At 69.4% G+C, this 15,691-nt stretch carries 15 protein-coding genes and 1 pseudogene; 5 read left to right on the top strand and 11 right to left on the bottom strand.

Annotated features, from left to right (window positions below):
* Positions 1-9 precede the first annotated feature (9 nt).
* The 5 genes from PL79_RS31725 to PL79_RS31705 all read right to left on the bottom strand — a co-directional run bounded on the left by PL79_RS31725 (position 10) and on the right by PL79_RS31705 (position 5,068).
* Positions 10-231 (bottom strand): hypothetical protein, encoded by a 222-nt coding sequence (locus tag PL79_RS31725; RefSeq protein WP_124570887.1) that lies wholly within the window; start codon positions 229-231, stop codon positions 10-12.
* Positions 232-270: 39 nt separating this feature from the next.
* On the bottom strand, positions 271-789 hold the full coding sequence (locus tag PL79_RS31720) for a flavin reductase family protein (RefSeq protein ID WP_044845681.1): 519 nt from the start codon (positions 787-789) through the stop codon (positions 271-273).
* On the bottom strand, positions 786-2,546 hold the full coding sequence (locus tag PL79_RS31715) for an FAD-dependent oxidoreductase (RefSeq protein ID WP_044845682.1): 1,761 nt from the start codon (positions 2,544-2,546) through the stop codon (positions 786-788). Before PL79_RS31715 ends, PL79_RS31720 begins: the two co-directional genes overlap by 4 nt.
* Before the next feature lie 10 nt (positions 2,547-2,556).
* Positions 2,557-3,750: an acyl-CoA dehydrogenase family protein gene (locus tag PL79_RS31710; protein ID WP_044845683.1), complete on the bottom strand. Its 1,194-nt coding sequence runs from the start codon at positions 3,748-3,750 to the stop codon at positions 2,557-2,559.
* A gap of 178 nt (positions 3,751-3,928) precedes the next feature.
* Positions 3,929-5,068, bottom strand: coding sequence for an LLM class flavin-dependent oxidoreductase (locus PL79_RS31705; protein WP_044845714.1), 1,140 nt, complete (start codon positions 5,066-5,068; stop codon positions 3,929-3,931).
* Between the two features lie 260 nt (positions 5,069-5,328).
* Between PL79_RS31705 and PL79_RS31700 the strand changes: the two genes are divergently transcribed.
* The gene (locus PL79_RS31700) at positions 5,329-5,679 is read left to right on the top strand and encodes a VOC family protein (RefSeq protein ID WP_044845684.1); all 351 of its coding nucleotides are present in this window, start codon (positions 5,329-5,331) and stop codon (positions 5,677-5,679) included.
* Positions 5,680-5,770: 91 nt separating this feature from the next.
* Here PL79_RS31700 and PL79_RS31695 read toward each other — a convergent pair whose 3' ends face one another.
* A complete protein-coding gene (locus PL79_RS31695; protein ID WP_235879362.1) occupies positions 5,771-5,956 on the bottom strand; it encodes a hypothetical protein in 186 nt (61 codons plus the stop codon).
* A 99-nt stretch (positions 5,957-6,055) separates the two neighbouring features.
* On the opposite strand from PL79_RS31695, the pseudogene PL79_RS31690 reads away from it, so the two are divergent.
* Positions 6,056-7,438 (top strand): annotated as a pseudogene (locus PL79_RS31690) (DHA2 family efflux MFS transporter permease subunit); the annotation flags it as partial.
* Here PL79_RS31690 and PL79_RS31685 read toward each other — a convergent pair.
* On the bottom strand, positions 7,436-7,816 hold the full coding sequence (locus PL79_RS31685; RefSeq protein WP_082088563.1) for a DUF4377 domain-containing protein: 381 nt from the start codon (positions 7,814-7,816) through the stop codon (positions 7,436-7,438). The pseudogene PL79_RS31690 and the gene PL79_RS31685 overlap by 3 nt on opposite strands.
* A 240-nt stretch (positions 7,817-8,056) precedes the next feature.
* Between PL79_RS31685 and PL79_RS31680 the strand changes: the two genes are divergently transcribed.
* Entirely contained in the window at positions 8,057-9,232 is a 1,176-nt protein-coding gene (locus PL79_RS31680; RefSeq protein WP_044845685.1) for a helix-turn-helix transcriptional regulator, read from the top strand.
* Between the two features lie 227 nt (positions 9,233-9,459).
* Positions 9,460-10,653, top strand: coding sequence for a tyrosine-type recombinase/integrase (locus PL79_RS31675; RefSeq protein WP_044845686.1), 1,194 nt, complete (start codon positions 9,460-9,462; stop codon positions 10,651-10,653).
* Positions 10,654-10,674: 21 nt separating this feature from the next.
* Here the strand turns inward: PL79_RS31675 and PL79_RS31670 are convergent, their stop codons facing one another.
* The 3 genes from PL79_RS31670 to PL79_RS31660 all read right to left on the bottom strand — a co-directional run bounded on the left by PL79_RS31670 (position 10,675) and on the right by PL79_RS31660 (position 13,540).
* Positions 10,675-10,893 (bottom strand): YXWGXW repeat-containing protein, encoded by a 219-nt coding sequence (locus tag PL79_RS31670; protein WP_044845687.1) that lies wholly within the window; start codon positions 10,891-10,893, stop codon positions 10,675-10,677.
* Between the two features lie 86 nt (positions 10,894-10,979).
* A complete protein-coding gene (locus tag PL79_RS31665) occupies positions 10,980-12,143 on the bottom strand; it encodes a DUF1501 domain-containing protein (protein ID WP_044845688.1) in 1,164 nt (387 codons plus the stop codon).
* Between the two features lie 2 nt (positions 12,144-12,145).
* A complete protein-coding gene (locus PL79_RS31660) occupies positions 12,146-13,540 on the bottom strand; it encodes a DUF1800 domain-containing protein (RefSeq protein ID WP_044845689.1) in 1,395 nt (464 codons plus the stop codon).
* 456 nt (positions 13,541-13,996) lie between these two features.
* Between PL79_RS31660 and PL79_RS31655 the strand changes: the two genes are divergently transcribed.
* The gene (locus PL79_RS31655) at positions 13,997-14,731 is read left to right on the top strand and encodes a hypothetical protein (RefSeq protein ID WP_044845690.1); all 735 of its coding nucleotides are present in this window, start codon (positions 13,997-13,999) and stop codon (positions 14,729-14,731) included.
* Positions 14,732-14,806: 75 nt separating this feature from the next.
* On the opposite strand, the gene PL79_RS31650 is transcribed toward PL79_RS31655, so the two are convergent.
* Entirely contained in the window at positions 14,807-15,652 is an 846-nt protein-coding gene (locus PL79_RS31650) for a GNAT family N-acetyltransferase (RefSeq protein WP_044845691.1), read from the bottom strand.
* Between the last annotated feature and the right edge of the window lie 39 nt (positions 15,653-15,691).

The raw sequence follows: 15,691 nt of genomic DNA, 5'->3' as shown, positions 1-15,691 counted from the left end.
GCCGGCTCCTCATGCAGTGCGAGCCGCGCCGGCCGCACCCGCCGAAGCCGTATGCCAGCCGGCTTCTCCCGCGCGGCACCGCGCGTCGTTCGACGCCAGCGCCAGCGCTGGCGCAACACCGGCGAACGCGTTCAGCACCTGCGTTGCCGCCGCGCCGATCAGCTGCACGAACTCGTGCACGATCGTTGTGTCCGCACCATTCTCGATATTGCGGTTCAATCTGCGTGTCATGGATCGTCTCGTTCCGATGCGGAAAAACGCGCACCGCCGTCACGCGGCCGCGCGGGCCGCGGGCGCGCCGGGCGTCGTGTACGCACCGTCGAGATAGACGAGCGGATCGACGTCACCGCTCATCAGCACCTCGCGAATGCGCCCGATGAACACCGTATGCGTGCCGTATTCGAAGCGGCCGTCCTGCTCGCACACGAGGCTCGCCTGCGAATCGTGCAGATACGGCACACCCAGCGGCGACGTGTGCCACTCGCCGGTCGTGAAGCGCGCCTCGCCCTTCAGGCGGCCGCTGCAATCGATCGCGATGCCTTCATGCCGTGCCGACAGCACGTTCACGCAGAACGGTGCCCCCGCATCGAGCGGCGGATACAGCGACGCATTGCGGTTGATGCAGATCAGCAGCGACGGCGGATCGGTCGACAGCGAATCGACCGCCGTCGCGGACATCGAGTAGCGCCGGCCGTCGTGCGCGCTGCTGATGACCGTGACGGAGCGCGCGAGGCGGCGCATCGCGAGCAGCATGTCGGTGCGCAGCGGATGGGTGGTGAGATCGCTCATGATTGGACTCCGTCAAGTTCTGTCGTGGACGGCCGGGCTGACCGGCCGCCGGCGTCGGCCGCTTGCGCGGCCAGGTGGTCGGCGGCGATGAACCCGAAGGTCATCGCCGGACCGAGCGTCGAGCCCGCGCCGGGGTAACTCGCGCCCATCACCGATGCACTGGTGTTGCCGATTGCATAGAGGCCGTCGATCGGCGCGCCGTCGGCGCGCAGCACGCGCGCGTGCGCGTCGGTGACGAGCCCGCCCTTCGTGCCGATGTCGCCTGCGTCGATCCGCACCGCGTAGAACGGCGCCTCGTCGACCGGCCCGAGGCACGGATTCGGCCGGTTCTTCGGATCGCCGTAGTACGTGTCGAACAGGTTGTCGCCCTTGCCGAACGCTTCGTCGATACCGGTTGCCGCGTAACGCGCCATGTCGCGCAGCGTGTCGTGCAGCCCGGCCGCATCGACGCCGATCCGCACGGCGAGCGCATCGATCGTGTCGGCTTTCACGAGCACGCCGCGAAACGCGTCCGGAATGCGGGAATCGGGCATCATCGACGCCGGCATGATCGGCCCGCACGGATACTTGCGGCGAAAGCGCGCGTCGAACACCATCCACGCCGGCACGCACGCGCCGGTACGCGCATGGTCGCGATACATCGCCGGCACGAATTCCGAATACGGCGCGGCTTCGTTGACGAAGCGCTTGCCGAGACCGTTGACGATCACGCAGCCGGGCAGGTTGCGCTCGACGAACAGCGCGCGTTGCTTCTCCTCGCCCGCGACGCCGACCGTAGGCGCGCCCCATACGTGTTCCATCAGCGCGAGCGCGCCGCCGAGCCGGTGGCCTTCGGCTATCGCGTCGCCGGTGTTGGCCGGCGGCGTCGCGCTCCATTGCATCTGCGTCGGTTGCGGCAGGTAGCGTTCGCGCATCGGCTGGTTGCGCTCGAAGCCGCCCGCGCCGAGGATCACGCCGCGCCGCGCGGCGATCGTCACCGGCTGCCCGAAGCGCTGCGCACGCACGCCCGTCACGCGGCCGTCGACGTCGAGCAGGTCGCGCATCGGCGTGTCGAGCCACACGGGCACGTTGCGCTCGAGCAGCGCGCGGCGCAGCCCGCCGATCAACGCGTTGCCGAGCGTCAGGCGCCGGTCGCGCCGCGTGCGGCGGCGCACGCCGAAATCGAGCCAGTAGCGGCCGAACTGCGCGATCGCGAGCCTCATGAAGCCCGGCCCGCGCGAAAACAGCGTGTGCGCCTCCTTCGACGTCACGGCCACGCGGCCGCCGATCAGCGTGCCGGGCGACGGCGGACGCAGCCGGTCGAGTTCGTCGCCGAGCAGCCCGCCGTCGAACGGCAGCGGATCGAGCGCGCGATAGCCCGGCATCGCGCCCGGCAGCTTCTGGAAATAGTCCGCGTACTTCGGCAGCGCCTGGTAGCGCACCGGCGTCTTCGTTTCGAGGTAGCGCAGCATCTCGGGCGCCTGGTCGAGATACGCGTCGAGCCGCTCGCGCGACGATGCGCCGGCCGTGCACGCGTCGAGATAGCGGCTCGCAGCCTCGCGCGTGTCGGTCGCGCCGAGTTCCGCGATATGGTGATTGCACGGCACCCAGATGCCGCCGCCCGAGACCGCCGACGTGCCGCCGTACAGCGCCGTCTTCTCGATCACGACGACGGACAGCCCGCGGTCGGCCGCGCGGCACGCCGCGAGCAGCGCGCCCGCGCCCGAGCCGACGACCACGACGTCGAACACGTATTGCTGCGCTTGCGTGTCGTTCATCGCCGCCTCGTCAGATGAAATAGTCCGTGTTCTCGCGGCCGAGCATCACGGCGCCGAGGTTCTGGCCGAAGCGGTCCACGTTGTTCGCGTAGTGCGCGCGGGCCGCGTGCAGGTCGAGGAAGCGGCGCACCAGCGGATTGCGGTGATAGATGCCGTTGCCGCCCGCATAGCGCAGCAGTGCGTTCGCGGCCTGCGCGCAACGCTCGGCGACCTGCGCGGACTGGTAGCGAAAATGCACGCGGCGCTCGATCGACACGACCGGGCCGCCCGTCACCGACGCCATCAGTTCCGCGAAATTGCGCTTGAGCAGCACCTTCATCTCGTCGATCGCGACGGCCGCGTTCGCGCACGCGTTCTGCGCGCCCGGATCGTCGGTCGTCTTCGTGCCGCTGTTGGCCGACACGCGTGTGGCCGCATAGCCGGTGAAATCGTCGAGCGCGCCCTGCAGCGCGCCGATGCACGACGTGCACACCGCGCGCACGAAGATCTGCGCGAACGGCAGCCTGAACAGCGGCGCGTCGTTGACGGCCAGGCCCGGGCTCGTGCCCATCATCCCGTCGATCGCCTTGTGCGTGCGGTACGCGGGCACGAACACGTCGTCGACGACGATGTCGTGGCTGCCGGTCGCGCGCAGGCCGAGCACGTCCCAGTCCTGCTGGATCCGGTAGTCGGATTTCGGCAGCAGGAAGGTGCGGTATTCCGGCGGCTGGCCGGCCTCGGCCGGCGGCACCAGCGCGCCGAGGAACACCCATTCGCACAGCTCGCTGCCGCTCGAGAACTTCCAGTGGCCGGACAGCCGGAAGCCGCCTTCGACCGGCGTCACGCGGCCGACCGGCATGTAGGTCGACGCGATCAGCGTCGCGGGATCCTTGCCCCATACGTCCTGCTGCGCGCGCTCGTCGAACAGCGCGAGCTGCCAGTTGTGCACGCCGACGACGCCGTACACCCATGCCGTCGACATGCAGCCGCGCGCGAGCGCCATCTGGATGTCGAAGAAGGTTTGCGGATCGAGCTCGTAGCCGCCGTAGCGTTTCGGTTGCAGCACCTTGAAGAAGCCGGCGGCCTGCATGTCGGCGATCGTCTCGGCGGGGATGCGGCCCTGCGCTTCCGCCTGCGCGGCGCGGCCGGCCAGCGTCGGCGCGAGCGCCTCGGCCCGGGCGATCAGCGTGGCGGCCAGTGCGTTCGAATCGTTGTCGCGATGCACGAATGTCTCCTGTGATACGGAGCGCGCGCGCGGCGGCGCCCACCCCGGTCTCTCTTTAAGTGATTCGTCGCGGGCGGCGCCGCGAGCGAGGGTTCCTGCCGACGATGGTCGGCTTCGCGCGGCCGCGCCGCATCGTCCGAAGGGACGACGGGCGCGGCGTGACGCGACACGCCTCGCCTTATGCGCAGGCGCGCTCCTGTTCCTTGTTGAAGAACGGGATCACGTGCTCGCCGATGTTGCGGATCGTCTCCATCTGCGCGTCGTGCGGCACCGTGCCCATCTGGCACAGGAACAGCACTTCGTCGACGCCCGCTTCCTGCAGGCGGCCCACGTAGCCGATGCAGTCGTCCACCGTGCCGTACGCATGGTTCGGGTTCATCATCGCGAGCGCCGGATCGGCGAAGTTCACGACGACTTCCTCCGACGCGAAGCGCGAGCGGATCACCATCTCGCCGGTATCGGCCTGCACGAGGTCGTCGCCCCACTTCGCCGGGTCCGGACGCTCGCCGCCCGTGTACCAGTACGCGAGCGATTCCATGAAGTAGCGCTGGCCACGGATGCCGATCTTGCGGGCCTTCTGGCCGTCGGCCATCACGACCGTCGGGCACAGCGCCGCGAGGTGCTGGGTCGGGCGGAAGCCGACCTGGTCTTCCGGCTTGCGGTTCGCCCACGCTTCGCGATAGATCGCGTTCTTCTTCGCGACCTCATCGGGCCCGCCGAAGCCGAGCACCAGCGCGCCCATCCCGCGCTGGCCGGCGCGCAGCAGCGCGTCGGTGTTCGTGCAGGCGAGGTACATCGGCGGATGCGGATCCTGGAACGGCTTCGGGTGGATCGGACGCTTCGGAATCTTGATGTACTTGCCGTCGTGCTCGATCTCGTCCTGCACGAACATCTTCGGCACCAGGTACATCGACTCGTCGATCATCGGCTGCAGTTCGTTGAGGTCGTAGCCGAACGCGCCCGCTTCCTGCTGGCTGCCGCCCTTGCCGACGCCGAAATGCACGCGGCCGCCCGACAGGATGTCGAGCAGCGCGACGCGCTCGGCGACCTTGATCGGATGGTTCATCGCCGGCGGCAGGCACACGACGCCGTGACCGAGGCCGATGCGCGTCGTGCGGCCGGCCAGGTACGCAAGGAAGGTTTCCGGCGCGCTCATGTGCGCATAGTTGGTCAGCGACGTGTGCTCCACGCACCAGATCGTGTCGAAACCGACCTGCTCGGCCAGCAGCGCCTGTTCGACCGTCTCCTTGAACACCCGGTGGTCGCCCTCGCGCGATGCGTCGGTGGTCTGGGCTTCGTAGATGAGGGAAAACTTCATTGCGTGCGTCTCCATGTATGTTGGACGAGTCGGGGTCGCGCAGGCCGCCCGCACGATACGGACGAATAGCGACGGTCCACGGATGGGAGTGTCGGCGCGCGGGCCCGCCCGGGCATCGTCTGTTTGGAGTAACGGCACGCATGCGGGGACAGAGGGGTTTCACCGTCGTCCGATCGGACTGCGTCGCGGCCGGCACCGCGCGCTAGCATCGAACGACGGTGCGGTGCGCGCCGGTCACATCACGACAAGGGAGAGAGGGAATGAAGGTATCGATGCTGCTGTATCCGGTCGACGACATCGACACGGCGCTGCCGCTGTTCGTCGACGGACTGGGCCTGAACGTGAAGTTCCGCGACGGCGACCGCTATTGCGCGCTCGACGGCGGCCCGCTGACGATCGCGCTGGTCGCCGGCGACGAGCAGATCGTCGAGCGCGCGGCGCTCACGCTGCGGGTCGATGAGGATGACGACCTTTACGCGGCGATGGCGCGGGTCGTGAAAGCCGGCGCGGCGGTGCGCGTGCCGGTGCAGGCCGGGCCGCACGAATACCGCGCGGTGCTGGAGGACAGGAACGGCGCGCTGCTGGTGCTTTCGCAGAAACGCGCGGCATGACACGGCGACGCGCGGTGTGTGGCGCGCGGACCGGCCGGCGTGAACCCGGCCGGATGCCGCGCGAAGCGTCGCCGTCCGGTAACGACGTGCGCTACCCGCTTTGATCGACCGCGCCGGACGCGCGCAGGTCGCTGGTTTCCGGTAGCTCGAGCAGCGTGCCGGCCGGCTGGCTGAGCCGCTTCGCGGCGGGCGATGCATCGACGTCGGGCAGCGCGGGCGGCCGGTCGCCGTTCAGCGCATCGAGGCATCTTCCGACGACCGCCGGAATCGGTACCATCGAGTGCTCGTAGACGGCCGTGCGCCGCGCGCGCCTGCCGCTGCCGGCCGCGCCCCGTCGCGTCGCCGCCGCGCCGGTCGCCGCACTTCCCGTTTCGTCATGTCCCGCGAACCCTCACACTCCGCGCTTCTGTGGATCGTCGCCGCCGCGTTCTTCATGCAGTCGCTCGACACCACGATCGTCAACACCGCGCTGCCGTCGATCGCACAAAGCCTGCATGCGTCGCCGCTCGCGATGCAGCCGGTCGTGGTCGTCTATACGCTGACGATGGCGATGCTCACGCCGGCGTCCGGCTGGCTCGCCGACCGCTTCGGCACGCGCCGCGTGTTCTCGCTCGCCATCCTGGTGTTCTCGCTCGCATCGATCGGCTGCGCGGCGTCGCACACGCTCGGCCAGCTCGTCGTCGCGCGCGCCGTGCAAGGCGTCGGCGGCTCGATGCTGCTGCCGATCGGGCGGCTCGCCGTGCTGCGCCGCGTGCCCGGCGAACGGTACGTCGCGGCGATCGCGTTCGTGTCGATCGCCGCGCAGCTCGGCCCGATCGTCGGCCCCACGCTCGGCGGCTGGCTCACGCAGGCGATTTCCTGGCACTGGGTGTTCATCGTCAACGTGCCGGTCGGCGTGGTCGGCTTCATCGCGGTGCAGCGCTTCCTGCCGCACGACCAGGCGATGCAGCCGCCGCCGTTCGACTTTATCGGCTGCGCGCTGCTGTCGGTCGCGATGATCGCGCTGTCGCTCGCGATCGATCCGCCGATGCGCGCGCACCGCACCGGCTGGGCGATCGGGCTGGCCGTGCTCGGCGTGGCGAGCGCGCTCGCGTACCTGCCCCATGCGCGGCGCCGCGCGCAGCCGCTGTTCCGGCTCGGGCTGTTCCGCGAGCCGAACTTCGGCGCGGGGCTGCTCGGCAACCTGCTGTGCCGGATCGGCACGAGCTCGGTGCCGTTCATGCTGCCGCTGCTGATGCAGGTGCAGCTCGGCTATACGCCGCTGCAGTCGGGGATGATGCTGCTGCCGGCCGCGATCGCCGGCGTGATCGCGAAGCGCTGGATCGCACCGCTCGCGAAACGCTTCGGTTATGCGACGTTCCTGGTCGTGAACACGGGGATCGTCGGTGGCGCGATCGCCGGGTTCGCGCTGGTGTCGGCCCGGCCCGCGCCGGTGCTGGAGATGGCGTTGCTGGTCGTGTTCGGCGCCGCGAACTCGATGCAGTTCGCCGCGATGAACGCCGTGACGCTCAAGGGCCTGTCGCACGCCGACGCCGGCAGCGGCAACAGCCTGTTCACGATGATGCAGATGCTGGCGATGGGGCTCGGCGTATCGATCGGCGGCGGGCTCGTGAACCTGTTCGCCGCGCATTGGGGCTCGATGGCGAACGGCTTCATGCTGTCGTTCGTCTGCATGGGCGCGGTCACGCTGCTGTCGTCCGTCGTGTTCCGGCGGATCGATACCGCCGCGCCGCCGCGGCCGGTCGCGCCGCGGCCGTCAGTTCACCGGGCGGCGCTCGACGACCCGCTTGAGCACCCAGCGGATCGACGAACCGTCGGCCGGCGGCTGCGCGACGCGATATTCGTCGACTTCCAGCACATATTGATAGCCGGGCTGGTACGCAAAGCCCTCGATGCCCGCGTACCACAGGCTCCAAGGCTCGGCCGGGCCGCTGCGCACCTGCAGGCAGTCCATCGGCGCGACGCCCGTGCAGCGCGCCGCCTGCGGCGCGACATAAACGGTCCGGGTCACGGGCCGGCCGTCGGCCGGGCGGTCCGCGCGTGCATCCGGCGCGGCCGCGCCGGTCTGGCATCCGGCGAGCAGCGTGCTGCCGGCAATCAAGGCCGCGCCGAGCAGCGTTCTGGTGTTGCGATTCATCTGATGGTCCTCGGGAAGCGTTGGCGGGCCGTTTAGACGAATGCTGCGCCGGCAAAGTTCACAAATAGCTTACAGCGTGCGCGCCGCCACCCTCATTCGTGGGATGTCACGTCTGCACGGGCACGTTACCGTATTCCGGTGCAGGCAACCGCGCGCCGCCGCCGGCGGTCCGCATTCGCGCATGCAGCACCCGCACGCCCGGCGCACCGCGACCCGGCGGCGGCAACAGGAGACAACCCGATGACCACGGCGCCCCCGGCCCTTCCCCCGTGCCTTGCCCAATCGAAACTGACGCTCGAGCAGTACGACGCGCTGCTCGCGACAATCTACGAAGGCCCGCTGGAAGACGTGCCGTGGGGCGGCGCGCTCGAACAGATCCGCGTGCACCTCGACGCGAACTACGTGACGATGATCCTGCGCTGGCCCGCCAGCGGCCACGCGGGGCTGATGATCAATGCGTCCGCGGCGAGCGCGCCGCTGACCGGCGTCGCATCGTACAACAACTACTATTACGCGCTCGATCCGTTCGTGAACCTGCCGAGCGATCGCGTCGTCACCGTCGACGAGCTGCTCGGCGTCGGCGTGTGGCGCAGCAGCGCGATGTATCGCGAGTTCCTCGAGCCGTTCGACGTCGGCTACCTGATGGGCGCCGACCTGCGCACGCCCGACGGGATCGAATGCCGCTTCCGCGTGTGCCGCTCGCATCACGGCCGCGCGTTCTCGGCGACCGACAAGGCCGTCTGCAATGCGCTGCTGCCGCACCTGAAGCGCGCGGTGCGGCTGCATGCGAAGTTCGGGATGGTCGAATCGGAGCGCACGCTGTATGCGAGCGCGATCGACCGCATGCTCGTCGCGACCGCGATCCTCGACGAGCGCGGCACGATCATGAAGACCAATTCCGTCGCGGACGAGATCTTCGCCGAATGCGACGGGCTGCGCGTGCGCGCCGGTGCGCTCGAGGCATCGTATCCGCTGGAGGACCGCAAGCTGCAAAAGCTCATTCGCCAGGTGCTCGCGGAGCGCGCGGGCGGCGCGCCGTCGGTCGCGCAGGCGATTGCCGTGCCGCGCCCGTCCGGCAAGCCGCCGCTCGGCGTGCTGATCCGTACGGTCCCGCTCAGCGAATGGTCGGAGGACAATCCGCGCCGGCCCGCGTGCGCGATCTTCATCCGCGATGCGGAGCGCAAGTCGCAGGCGTCTCACGACATCGTGCGCAAGCTGTTCGATCTCACGCCGGCCGAGACCGCGCTGGCGCTCGCGCTCGTCAACGGATCGACGCTCGAGGAAGCGGCCGACGAACTCGACATCAGCAAGAACACCGCGCGCTCGCACCTGCGGGCGATCTTTTCCAAGACGGGTGTCACGCGACAGGCGACGCTCGTGCGGACGTTGCTGAACAGCGTGTTGTCGCTAGGGTGAGGCGTTCGACAGGCCGGGAAGCCGGATTCGTGGACGGGTTGCTCCCGACGCCGGAAAGCAGGAAGCGGTCTGCACCGAAACGGCCGATGCAGACGGTATGAGCGCCAGCCGTCAACCCGTTGCGCTTCGCCAAGTCGTGATCGTGTATTACCATCGGCGTTTCCTCGTACGCTTCGTCGCGGCGCGTGCGCCCGCCCGGCCACGGGCGAGCCGCGCCCCCTGTTCGCATGACCTCACCCGTTCCGTCCGACACCGCGCTGCGGCCGCAGCCGATCGACGCGCTGACCGTGCCGGCCGCGCTCGACGGACGCGCGGGCACCAATCGCTCGACGAGCGCGCATCCGCAGATCGCCGCGAACCATGATCTCGACGCCGTGCGCGCATGGCTCGCACGCTTCGTCGATACGCCCACTACGTTCCAGAACTACCGCAAGGAGGCCGAGCGCCTGCTGCTGTGGGCCGTGATCGCGTGCGGCAAGCCGCTGTCGTCGCTCACGCACGAGGATCTGGTCGTGTACCGGCAGTTCCTGCTCGCGCCCGCGCCCGCCGACGTGTGGTGCGCGAACGGCGGCCGCAAGCATCCGCGCGGCGACCCGCGTTGGCGGCCGTTCTACGGGCCGCTGTCGGCGGCCAGCCAGCGGCAGGCGATGGTGATCCTGAACGTGATGTTCTCGTGGCTCGTGCAGGCCGGCTATCTGGCAGGCAATCCGCTCGCGCTGTCGCGGCAGCGGCAACGGCGGCCCGCGCCGCGCGTCACGCGCCATCTCGGGCCGCCGCTGTGGCAGGCGGTCAAGGATGCGATCGCCGCGATGCCGCGCGACGATGCGCGTGCCGCCTTCCATGCGGATCGCGCGCGCTGGGTGTTCACGCTGCTGTATCTCGGCGGACTGCGCATCACCGAGGCGGCCGACACGACGATGGGGCAATTCTTTGCACGGCGCGATTCGAACGGGCGCGATCGCTGGTGGCTCGACGTGACCGGCAAAGGCGGCCGCCAGCGCCTCGTGCCGGCCACCGCCGAGATGATGGCCGAGCTCGCGCGCTACCGGCGCGCGCATGGCCTGCCCGCGCTGCCGGCCGACGGCGAAGCCACGCCGCTCGTGCTGCCCGCCGGTCGCACGCGCAAGCCGCTCACGCGCGCGGCGCTGCACCGGATCGTGAAGCAGGTGTTCCGGTTCTCGGCCGACCGGTTGCGTGCGCAAGGGGATGCAGGCGAACAACAGGCGCGCGTGCTCGAACAGGCATCGGCCCACTGGCTGCGCCACAGCGCGGGTTCGCACATGGCGGACGGCCGCGTCGACCTGCGGCTCGTGCGCGACAACCTCGGTCACGTATCGCTGACGACGACGAGCCAGTATCTGCACGCAGACGACGACTGGCGACACAGCGAAACCGAGGAGAAGCACCGGATCGGCTGGTGAACGGCGCGCCGGCCCCCTGCTTCAATACACGGCGGCCCAGTGCCCGGGCACCCACGCCCAGTGGTTGCCGGCCCAGCGGTAATGACCTTTCGCCCAGCGATAACCGGGCGCGGGCGGCGGCGGCATCACTTCGGCGACCGGCGCAGGCTGCGGCGGCCGCGCGGGTTCGACCACGCACGCGGACAGCAGCGCCGCGCTCGTCGTCACCCATACGGCAAGCGATACGGATCGGATCTTCATCGTCGATTCTCCCTGTTGTGTAATCGATCGGTCGGCGGAGGCGAACCCGCGTACGCCGTGCATCGAGCTGCGCATCGCTCCGCGCGTCACGCGGCTCCGCGAACGAGGCCCGTCATCGGCCGCGTCGCGCCGCTTTCCGCGAACAGCATCGACGCGGTATGAGCGGGATCGAGCCGCAGGCTTTCGGCGGCCGCGCCCGCGATCAGCGCGTCGAGCGACGCGGTCGGCTTCAGGTCGCGCCCTTCGTACAGGTCGCCCGGCCGCAGGCCCGGCCAGTCGGCGATCACGCGTCCGCCCGCGACCGCCCCGCCCGCCAGCATCGCGACCGACGCCTGCCCGTGATCGGTGCCGCCCGTGCCGTTCGCGGCGGCCGTGCGGCCGAACTCGGTCGCGACGAGCACCGTGGTCCGCTGCCACACGGGCCCGAGACCGTCGCGCAACGCGGCGAGCATCGTGTCGAGCGCCTTCAACTGATTCGCGAGCCGCGCGTTCTGCGCGCTGTGCGTGTCCCAGCCGGCCGTCTCGATCATCGCGATCCGCGGGCCGTCGTCGCGCGCGAGAAACGTCGCCGCGAGCTTGCCGACGCCCGCCGCATCCTGGCGCGCATGCGCGTCGCCGGCGAGACCGCGCGCGGCCATCGCCGATTGCCACAGCGGCCCGAGCTGCACGTCGGCCTCGTACAGCGCCGACACGCGCGCGAGCAGGTCGTCCGGTGCGGCCGGCAACCCGGACGCCGCATACGACGCGGCCTGCACGCTGCCGCGCAACGCGAGCGGCACCGTCGGCGCGAACGCGATCGCGTTGTCCCGCGTCGCCGGCAACATCGCGGCGAGCCGGTTCAGCCAGCCGTCCTTCACCTGGTACGGCGCGCGCCCGCCCGTCTCGAGCACGTTCTGGCCGTCGAAATGCGAGCGGTCGCGATACGGCGACGCGATCGCGTGGACGAACAGCGCCTCTTTGTCGCGAACCATCTGCGCGGTCCGCACGAGCGACGGATGCAGCGCGAACGTGCCGTCGATGCGGGTCGCCGTCGACGCATCGATCGCCAGCGGGCCGCGCAACGACGCATACGCGGGTTCCGCATACGGGACGACGATGTTCAGCCCGTCGGCCGCGCCGCGCTGGATCACGAACACGAAGCGCCGGTCGGTTTCGACGTTCGCGAACACGATGCGCGGCGCGACGAGGATCGCGCCCGCACCGGCGGCGGCGATGCTCAGGAAATGTCGACGGGTAAGGGATCGGGCCATGTTCATCTCCGTTGAAAATCGGGCGACACGAGCAGCAGTGCAAGCGACGTGGTCGCGCTCTCGGCACGCGACAGTGCCGTCGCCGTCGGTGCGCTCAGCGAGCCGGCCAGCAGCGTCTTGCCGAGCGTGCGCGGGTCGAGCCGGTCGCCCGTGCGTGCGGCAAACCGCTGCGCGATCTCGACACGGCGCACCAGCGCGTCGGGCGCGGCCCAGCTCGCGGCGACATCGTCGTACCCGGCCGGCGACCCGGGCCGCCATACCGGCTGGCCGAGCTGCGCGAGCAGCGGCGCGGCCTTCAGGTCACCGGTATCGCGCCAGCCGAGCCCGCGCAGCGACGACACGGCCCACTCCCACGGCGTCTTGAACTTGCGATTGACCGGCGACCATGCGTCCGGCGCATCGACCAGCGCGCGATAGACGGTCGGCAAATCGCCGCCGCTCGTATCGAACGCACGGGCGAGCCGGTCGGTGAGCGCGGGCGGCGGATCGTCGGCGACGAAATGACGGGCGAGCTGGAACGCGACATGCCGGCCCGTCGCCGGCGAACGCGCCAGATCGCCCAGGATCGCACGCGCTTGCGCGTCGCCCGGCTGATCGTAGGTGCGGCCCATCACCGTGCGCGCGCCCGGTTCGTGCAGCTTCGGGCGGAACACGAACGCGCCGGGCGCCACATCGCCGGGCTGCGGCCCGCGTCCGCCGGCAATGCTCCAGCCGGTCAGCGCACGCGCGAATTCCGTCACGTCCGTTTGCGTGTAACCGGTGCGTACCCCGAGCGTGTGCAGTTCCATGATTTCGCGCGCGAGGTTCTCGTTGAGGCCGCGCCGTGCTGCCGGCTGGCGGGCTTCGGCGCGCAGCGCGGCCGGGCTGTCGGGGCCGACCGAGCGCGCCTGGTCGAGGAACAGCTGCATCGCGGGATGCTGCTCGACGGCGACGAGCATGTCCTCGAAGCGGCCGAGCACGTGCGGGCGGATCGCATCGCGCTCGAATGCACCCGCATACGCGGCAACCGGCCCCTTGTCGACCGACACCGCGAAATGGTTCGACCAGAAATGCACGAGCCGCTCGACGAACGGCGTGGACGTGGCGAGCGCGCTGTTCAACCGCGCAGTGACGGCGCTGCGATAGGCGTCATGGCCGTCGCGACGGATCGACTGCGCACTCGCGCGCCTGGCCGCCGCGTCGTCGCCCGTCATCGTGTTGCGGGTCGTCGCGAAGCGCGTGGCGAGCGTGATCGCGTCCGGCTCGCCGGCCCATGCGGCCGGCCTCGGGTCGTAGCGGTCGAGCTGGGCGACCAGCGCGCCCTTCGGATCGGCAGGCGGCGCTTCGTCGGCCCGCGCGCCGAGACCGAAGCGGTTCAGCGCGATGGCGGCCGGTGAGATGTCGTTCGGGTGGTCCATGACGGGGGCTCTCGCGATGCGTACCCGTGTTTAACGGAGGGTGGCGGGAAATCCGTCGCGGAATCGACGAAGTATTTTCGGTTCGGCTCGCGGATGCCGAAGCGTGCCGCGTCTTGCACGAAGCTTTCAGCTGGCGGAGAGCATTCGCTTGCGCTGCCTAATCGTCAGATCGTTCGAGCCGCCGGCCGGTAGGCAAAAGGAGCATTGAACGCAGGTCGCACCGTTGCCACAATTCCAAAGGCGCGCGGGGTCCGTTGCGCGCGCAATGCAATGACGCGTGAGCGCTCTTTCGATGACCCGCGACAGCGTTCGTCTTGCCGCGCTGATCCCGATGCCGCACAGCCCTACAGCGAAAAGGCGCGGTGGGCGCTTGACCGGTTTGCGCTGCCGTACCGGGAAACGCTGCATGTCCCGCTGCTGCATTGACTGGCGACGAAACACAACGGCGGCAGCAGCGTGCCGTTGCTGGTTCATGACGGCTTGCGCTTCACGGCGGCGGATCTGGCTTTTGCAGCGCTTGCCGCGCCGATGCTTTTTCCCGCGGAGTATCGTGCGGCTTACCCTTCGCTCGATGACGCGGCCGCCGCGATGCGCGATGAGGCGTGGCCGGATCCCGTTGCGCTGCATTTCGCTGCGCGGTCTCGCCAGAGTGCAACGATTTCCCGCTGGGAGAAGACCATGCAACCCGGAATGTCTGCAGTGCTGTGCTGCGTGCTGTCCGCTTCGACGATCGCTGTTGCTCAAGAGAAGCATGTCGCCGCATTCGACGCGCCGGCGGGCGGAAACAAGTACACGCAGCAACACGTCCTCGAGGTTGGCGATGTCCCCGGGCACCAGTTGCGGCTATACGAACTGGTGCGCAGCTACGGTGGCAAGGACCAGACCATCGAAGGCATCGTTCTGAAGGAAGCCGTCATCCGCGCGACAAGCGATCTGACCGACCTGAACGGGCTCGGTCGCAGCTATGTGGAATACAGAATGGAGAACGGCGACAGGATTTTCGCGCGCGGCTATTTCCTCAACCACAAGCTGCCCGACAGCAACCGGCTGAAGAACCTCACGGAACTGGACATCACCGGCGGTACAGGCAGATTCCGTGGCATCCACGGCATCGTGCGCGCGGAAACAGTCTCCGATGCCAAGGCGTTCAACCAGAACCATACCGAGCTCGAATACTGGTTCGAGAAGTAGCCGGGAGATGGATTCACATCGGCGAACGCATGGGCAAATCCGGCGTCCTTTCCGGGCCCGCCATGCGCGCGGCGATCACCCCAGCTCGAACGACGTCACGCCGAACACGCGGTCGATCGCGATCGCGGGCGCTTCCTTCGTATACATCCGCGCGGTTTCGAAGACGCTCGACATGCCGTGCCGTTCCGCCAGCGCGACGGCCGCGGGATTCGTTTCCGGCACGTCGAGCACGATAACCTCGCCGGGCATGCGCGCCGCCAGCGCGCGAAACAGCCCCGTGGCGACGCCGGCGTCATCGGCGAACAGCGGGCCGATCTTGCAGCCGGCGTTGCAGCGGCGCACCACGCCGTATCCGGTGATGCGACCCGCGTCGACCGTTGCGAGCGCAACGGCATCCGGCTGCGCGAGCCACGCGGAGACGAAACGCGCGCGCGGCGCAGGAAAACACCGGCGATCGTACGCCAGCAACTGCTCGAACGGGACCTCGGCCGCCGCGGCCGCGTGCGCGCATCCGATGCCGTCCACACGGCCCTGATAGCGGATGTTGCGATACGCGAGCCGGAACCCGGACTTCCGGTAGTTCGCCTGTTGAGCCACGACACCGTCGAGACCGACATTGCGGTCTCCCAGGTAACGCATGCCGTGCTGCCAGATTCGCATGCCGAAGCCTTTGCCGCGAAACCCGGGTTTCACGATGTACAGACCGATGAAGCCGAAGCGTTCGTCATACGCGACGGCAGCAAGGCACGCGACCGGCTCGCCACGCCACACGCCGACGAAAAAACCGGCCGGGTCCGCTTCCCTGAAACACGGCGGATCATGCAGGCCGGGGTTCCACCCTTCGGCTGCCGCCCATTCGACCGACATGGCCACGTCGTCGGCCGACATGGTGCGCACGATCAAGTCTTCGCTTCGATCCATGATTCGCCTCCGTCGCGGCACTCGAGATTGCCGCCAACC

It is taken from the genome of Burkholderia sp. USMB20 (assembly GCF_000949135.2).
GTDB lineage: Bacteria > Pseudomonadota > Gammaproteobacteria > Burkholderiales > Burkholderiaceae > Burkholderia.
Note: the sequence above shows the minus strand (reverse complement) of the source record. Positions and strands in the feature narration are given on the sequence as shown.

Excerpts from the sequence above, each read along its gene's own strand:
- PL79_RS31725 (WP_124570887.1), bottom strand. The coding sequence starts at position 231 with ATGACACGCAGATTGAACCGCAATATCGAGAATGGTGCGGACACAACG.
- PL79_RS31720 (WP_044845681.1), bottom strand. The coding sequence starts at position 789 with ATGAGCGATCTCACCACCCATCCGCTGCGCACCGACATGCTGCTCGCG.
- PL79_RS31715 (WP_044845682.1), bottom strand. The coding sequence starts at position 2,546 with ATGAACGACACGCAAGCGCAGCAATACGTGTTCGACGTCGTGGTCGTC.
- PL79_RS31705 (WP_044845714.1), bottom strand. The coding sequence starts at position 5,068 with ATGAAGTTTTCCCTCATCTACGAAGCCCAGACCACCGACGCATCGCGC.
- PL79_RS31700 (WP_044845684.1), top strand. The coding sequence starts at position 5,329 with ATGAAGGTATCGATGCTGCTGTATCCGGTCGACGACATCGACACGGCG.
- PL79_RS31695 (WP_235879362.1), bottom strand. The coding sequence starts at position 5,956 with ATGGTACCGATTCCGGCGGTCGTCGGAAGATGCCTCGATGCGCTGAAC.
- PL79_RS31685 (WP_082088563.1), bottom strand. The coding sequence starts at position 7,816 with ATGAATCGCAACACCAGAACGCTGCTCGGCGCGGCCTTGATTGCCGGC.
- PL79_RS31680 (WP_044845685.1), top strand. The coding sequence starts at position 8,057 with ATGACCACGGCGCCCCCGGCCCTTCCCCCGTGCCTTGCCCAATCGAAA.
- PL79_RS31675 (WP_044845686.1), top strand. The coding sequence starts at position 9,460 with ATGACCTCACCCGTTCCGTCCGACACCGCGCTGCGGCCGCAGCCGATC.
- PL79_RS31670 (WP_044845687.1), bottom strand. The coding sequence starts at position 10,893 with ATGAAGATCCGATCCGTATCGCTTGCCGTATGGGTGACGACGAGCGCG.
- PL79_RS31665 (WP_044845688.1), bottom strand. The coding sequence starts at position 12,143 with ATGGCCCGATCCCTTACCCGTCGACATTTCCTGAGCATCGCCGCCGCC.
- PL79_RS31660 (WP_044845689.1), bottom strand. The coding sequence starts at position 13,540 with ATGGACCACCCGAACGACATCTCACCGGCCGCCATCGCGCTGAACCGC.
- PL79_RS31650 (WP_044845691.1), bottom strand. The coding sequence starts at position 15,652 with ATGGATCGAAGCGAAGACTTGATCGTGCGCACCATGTCGGCCGACGAC.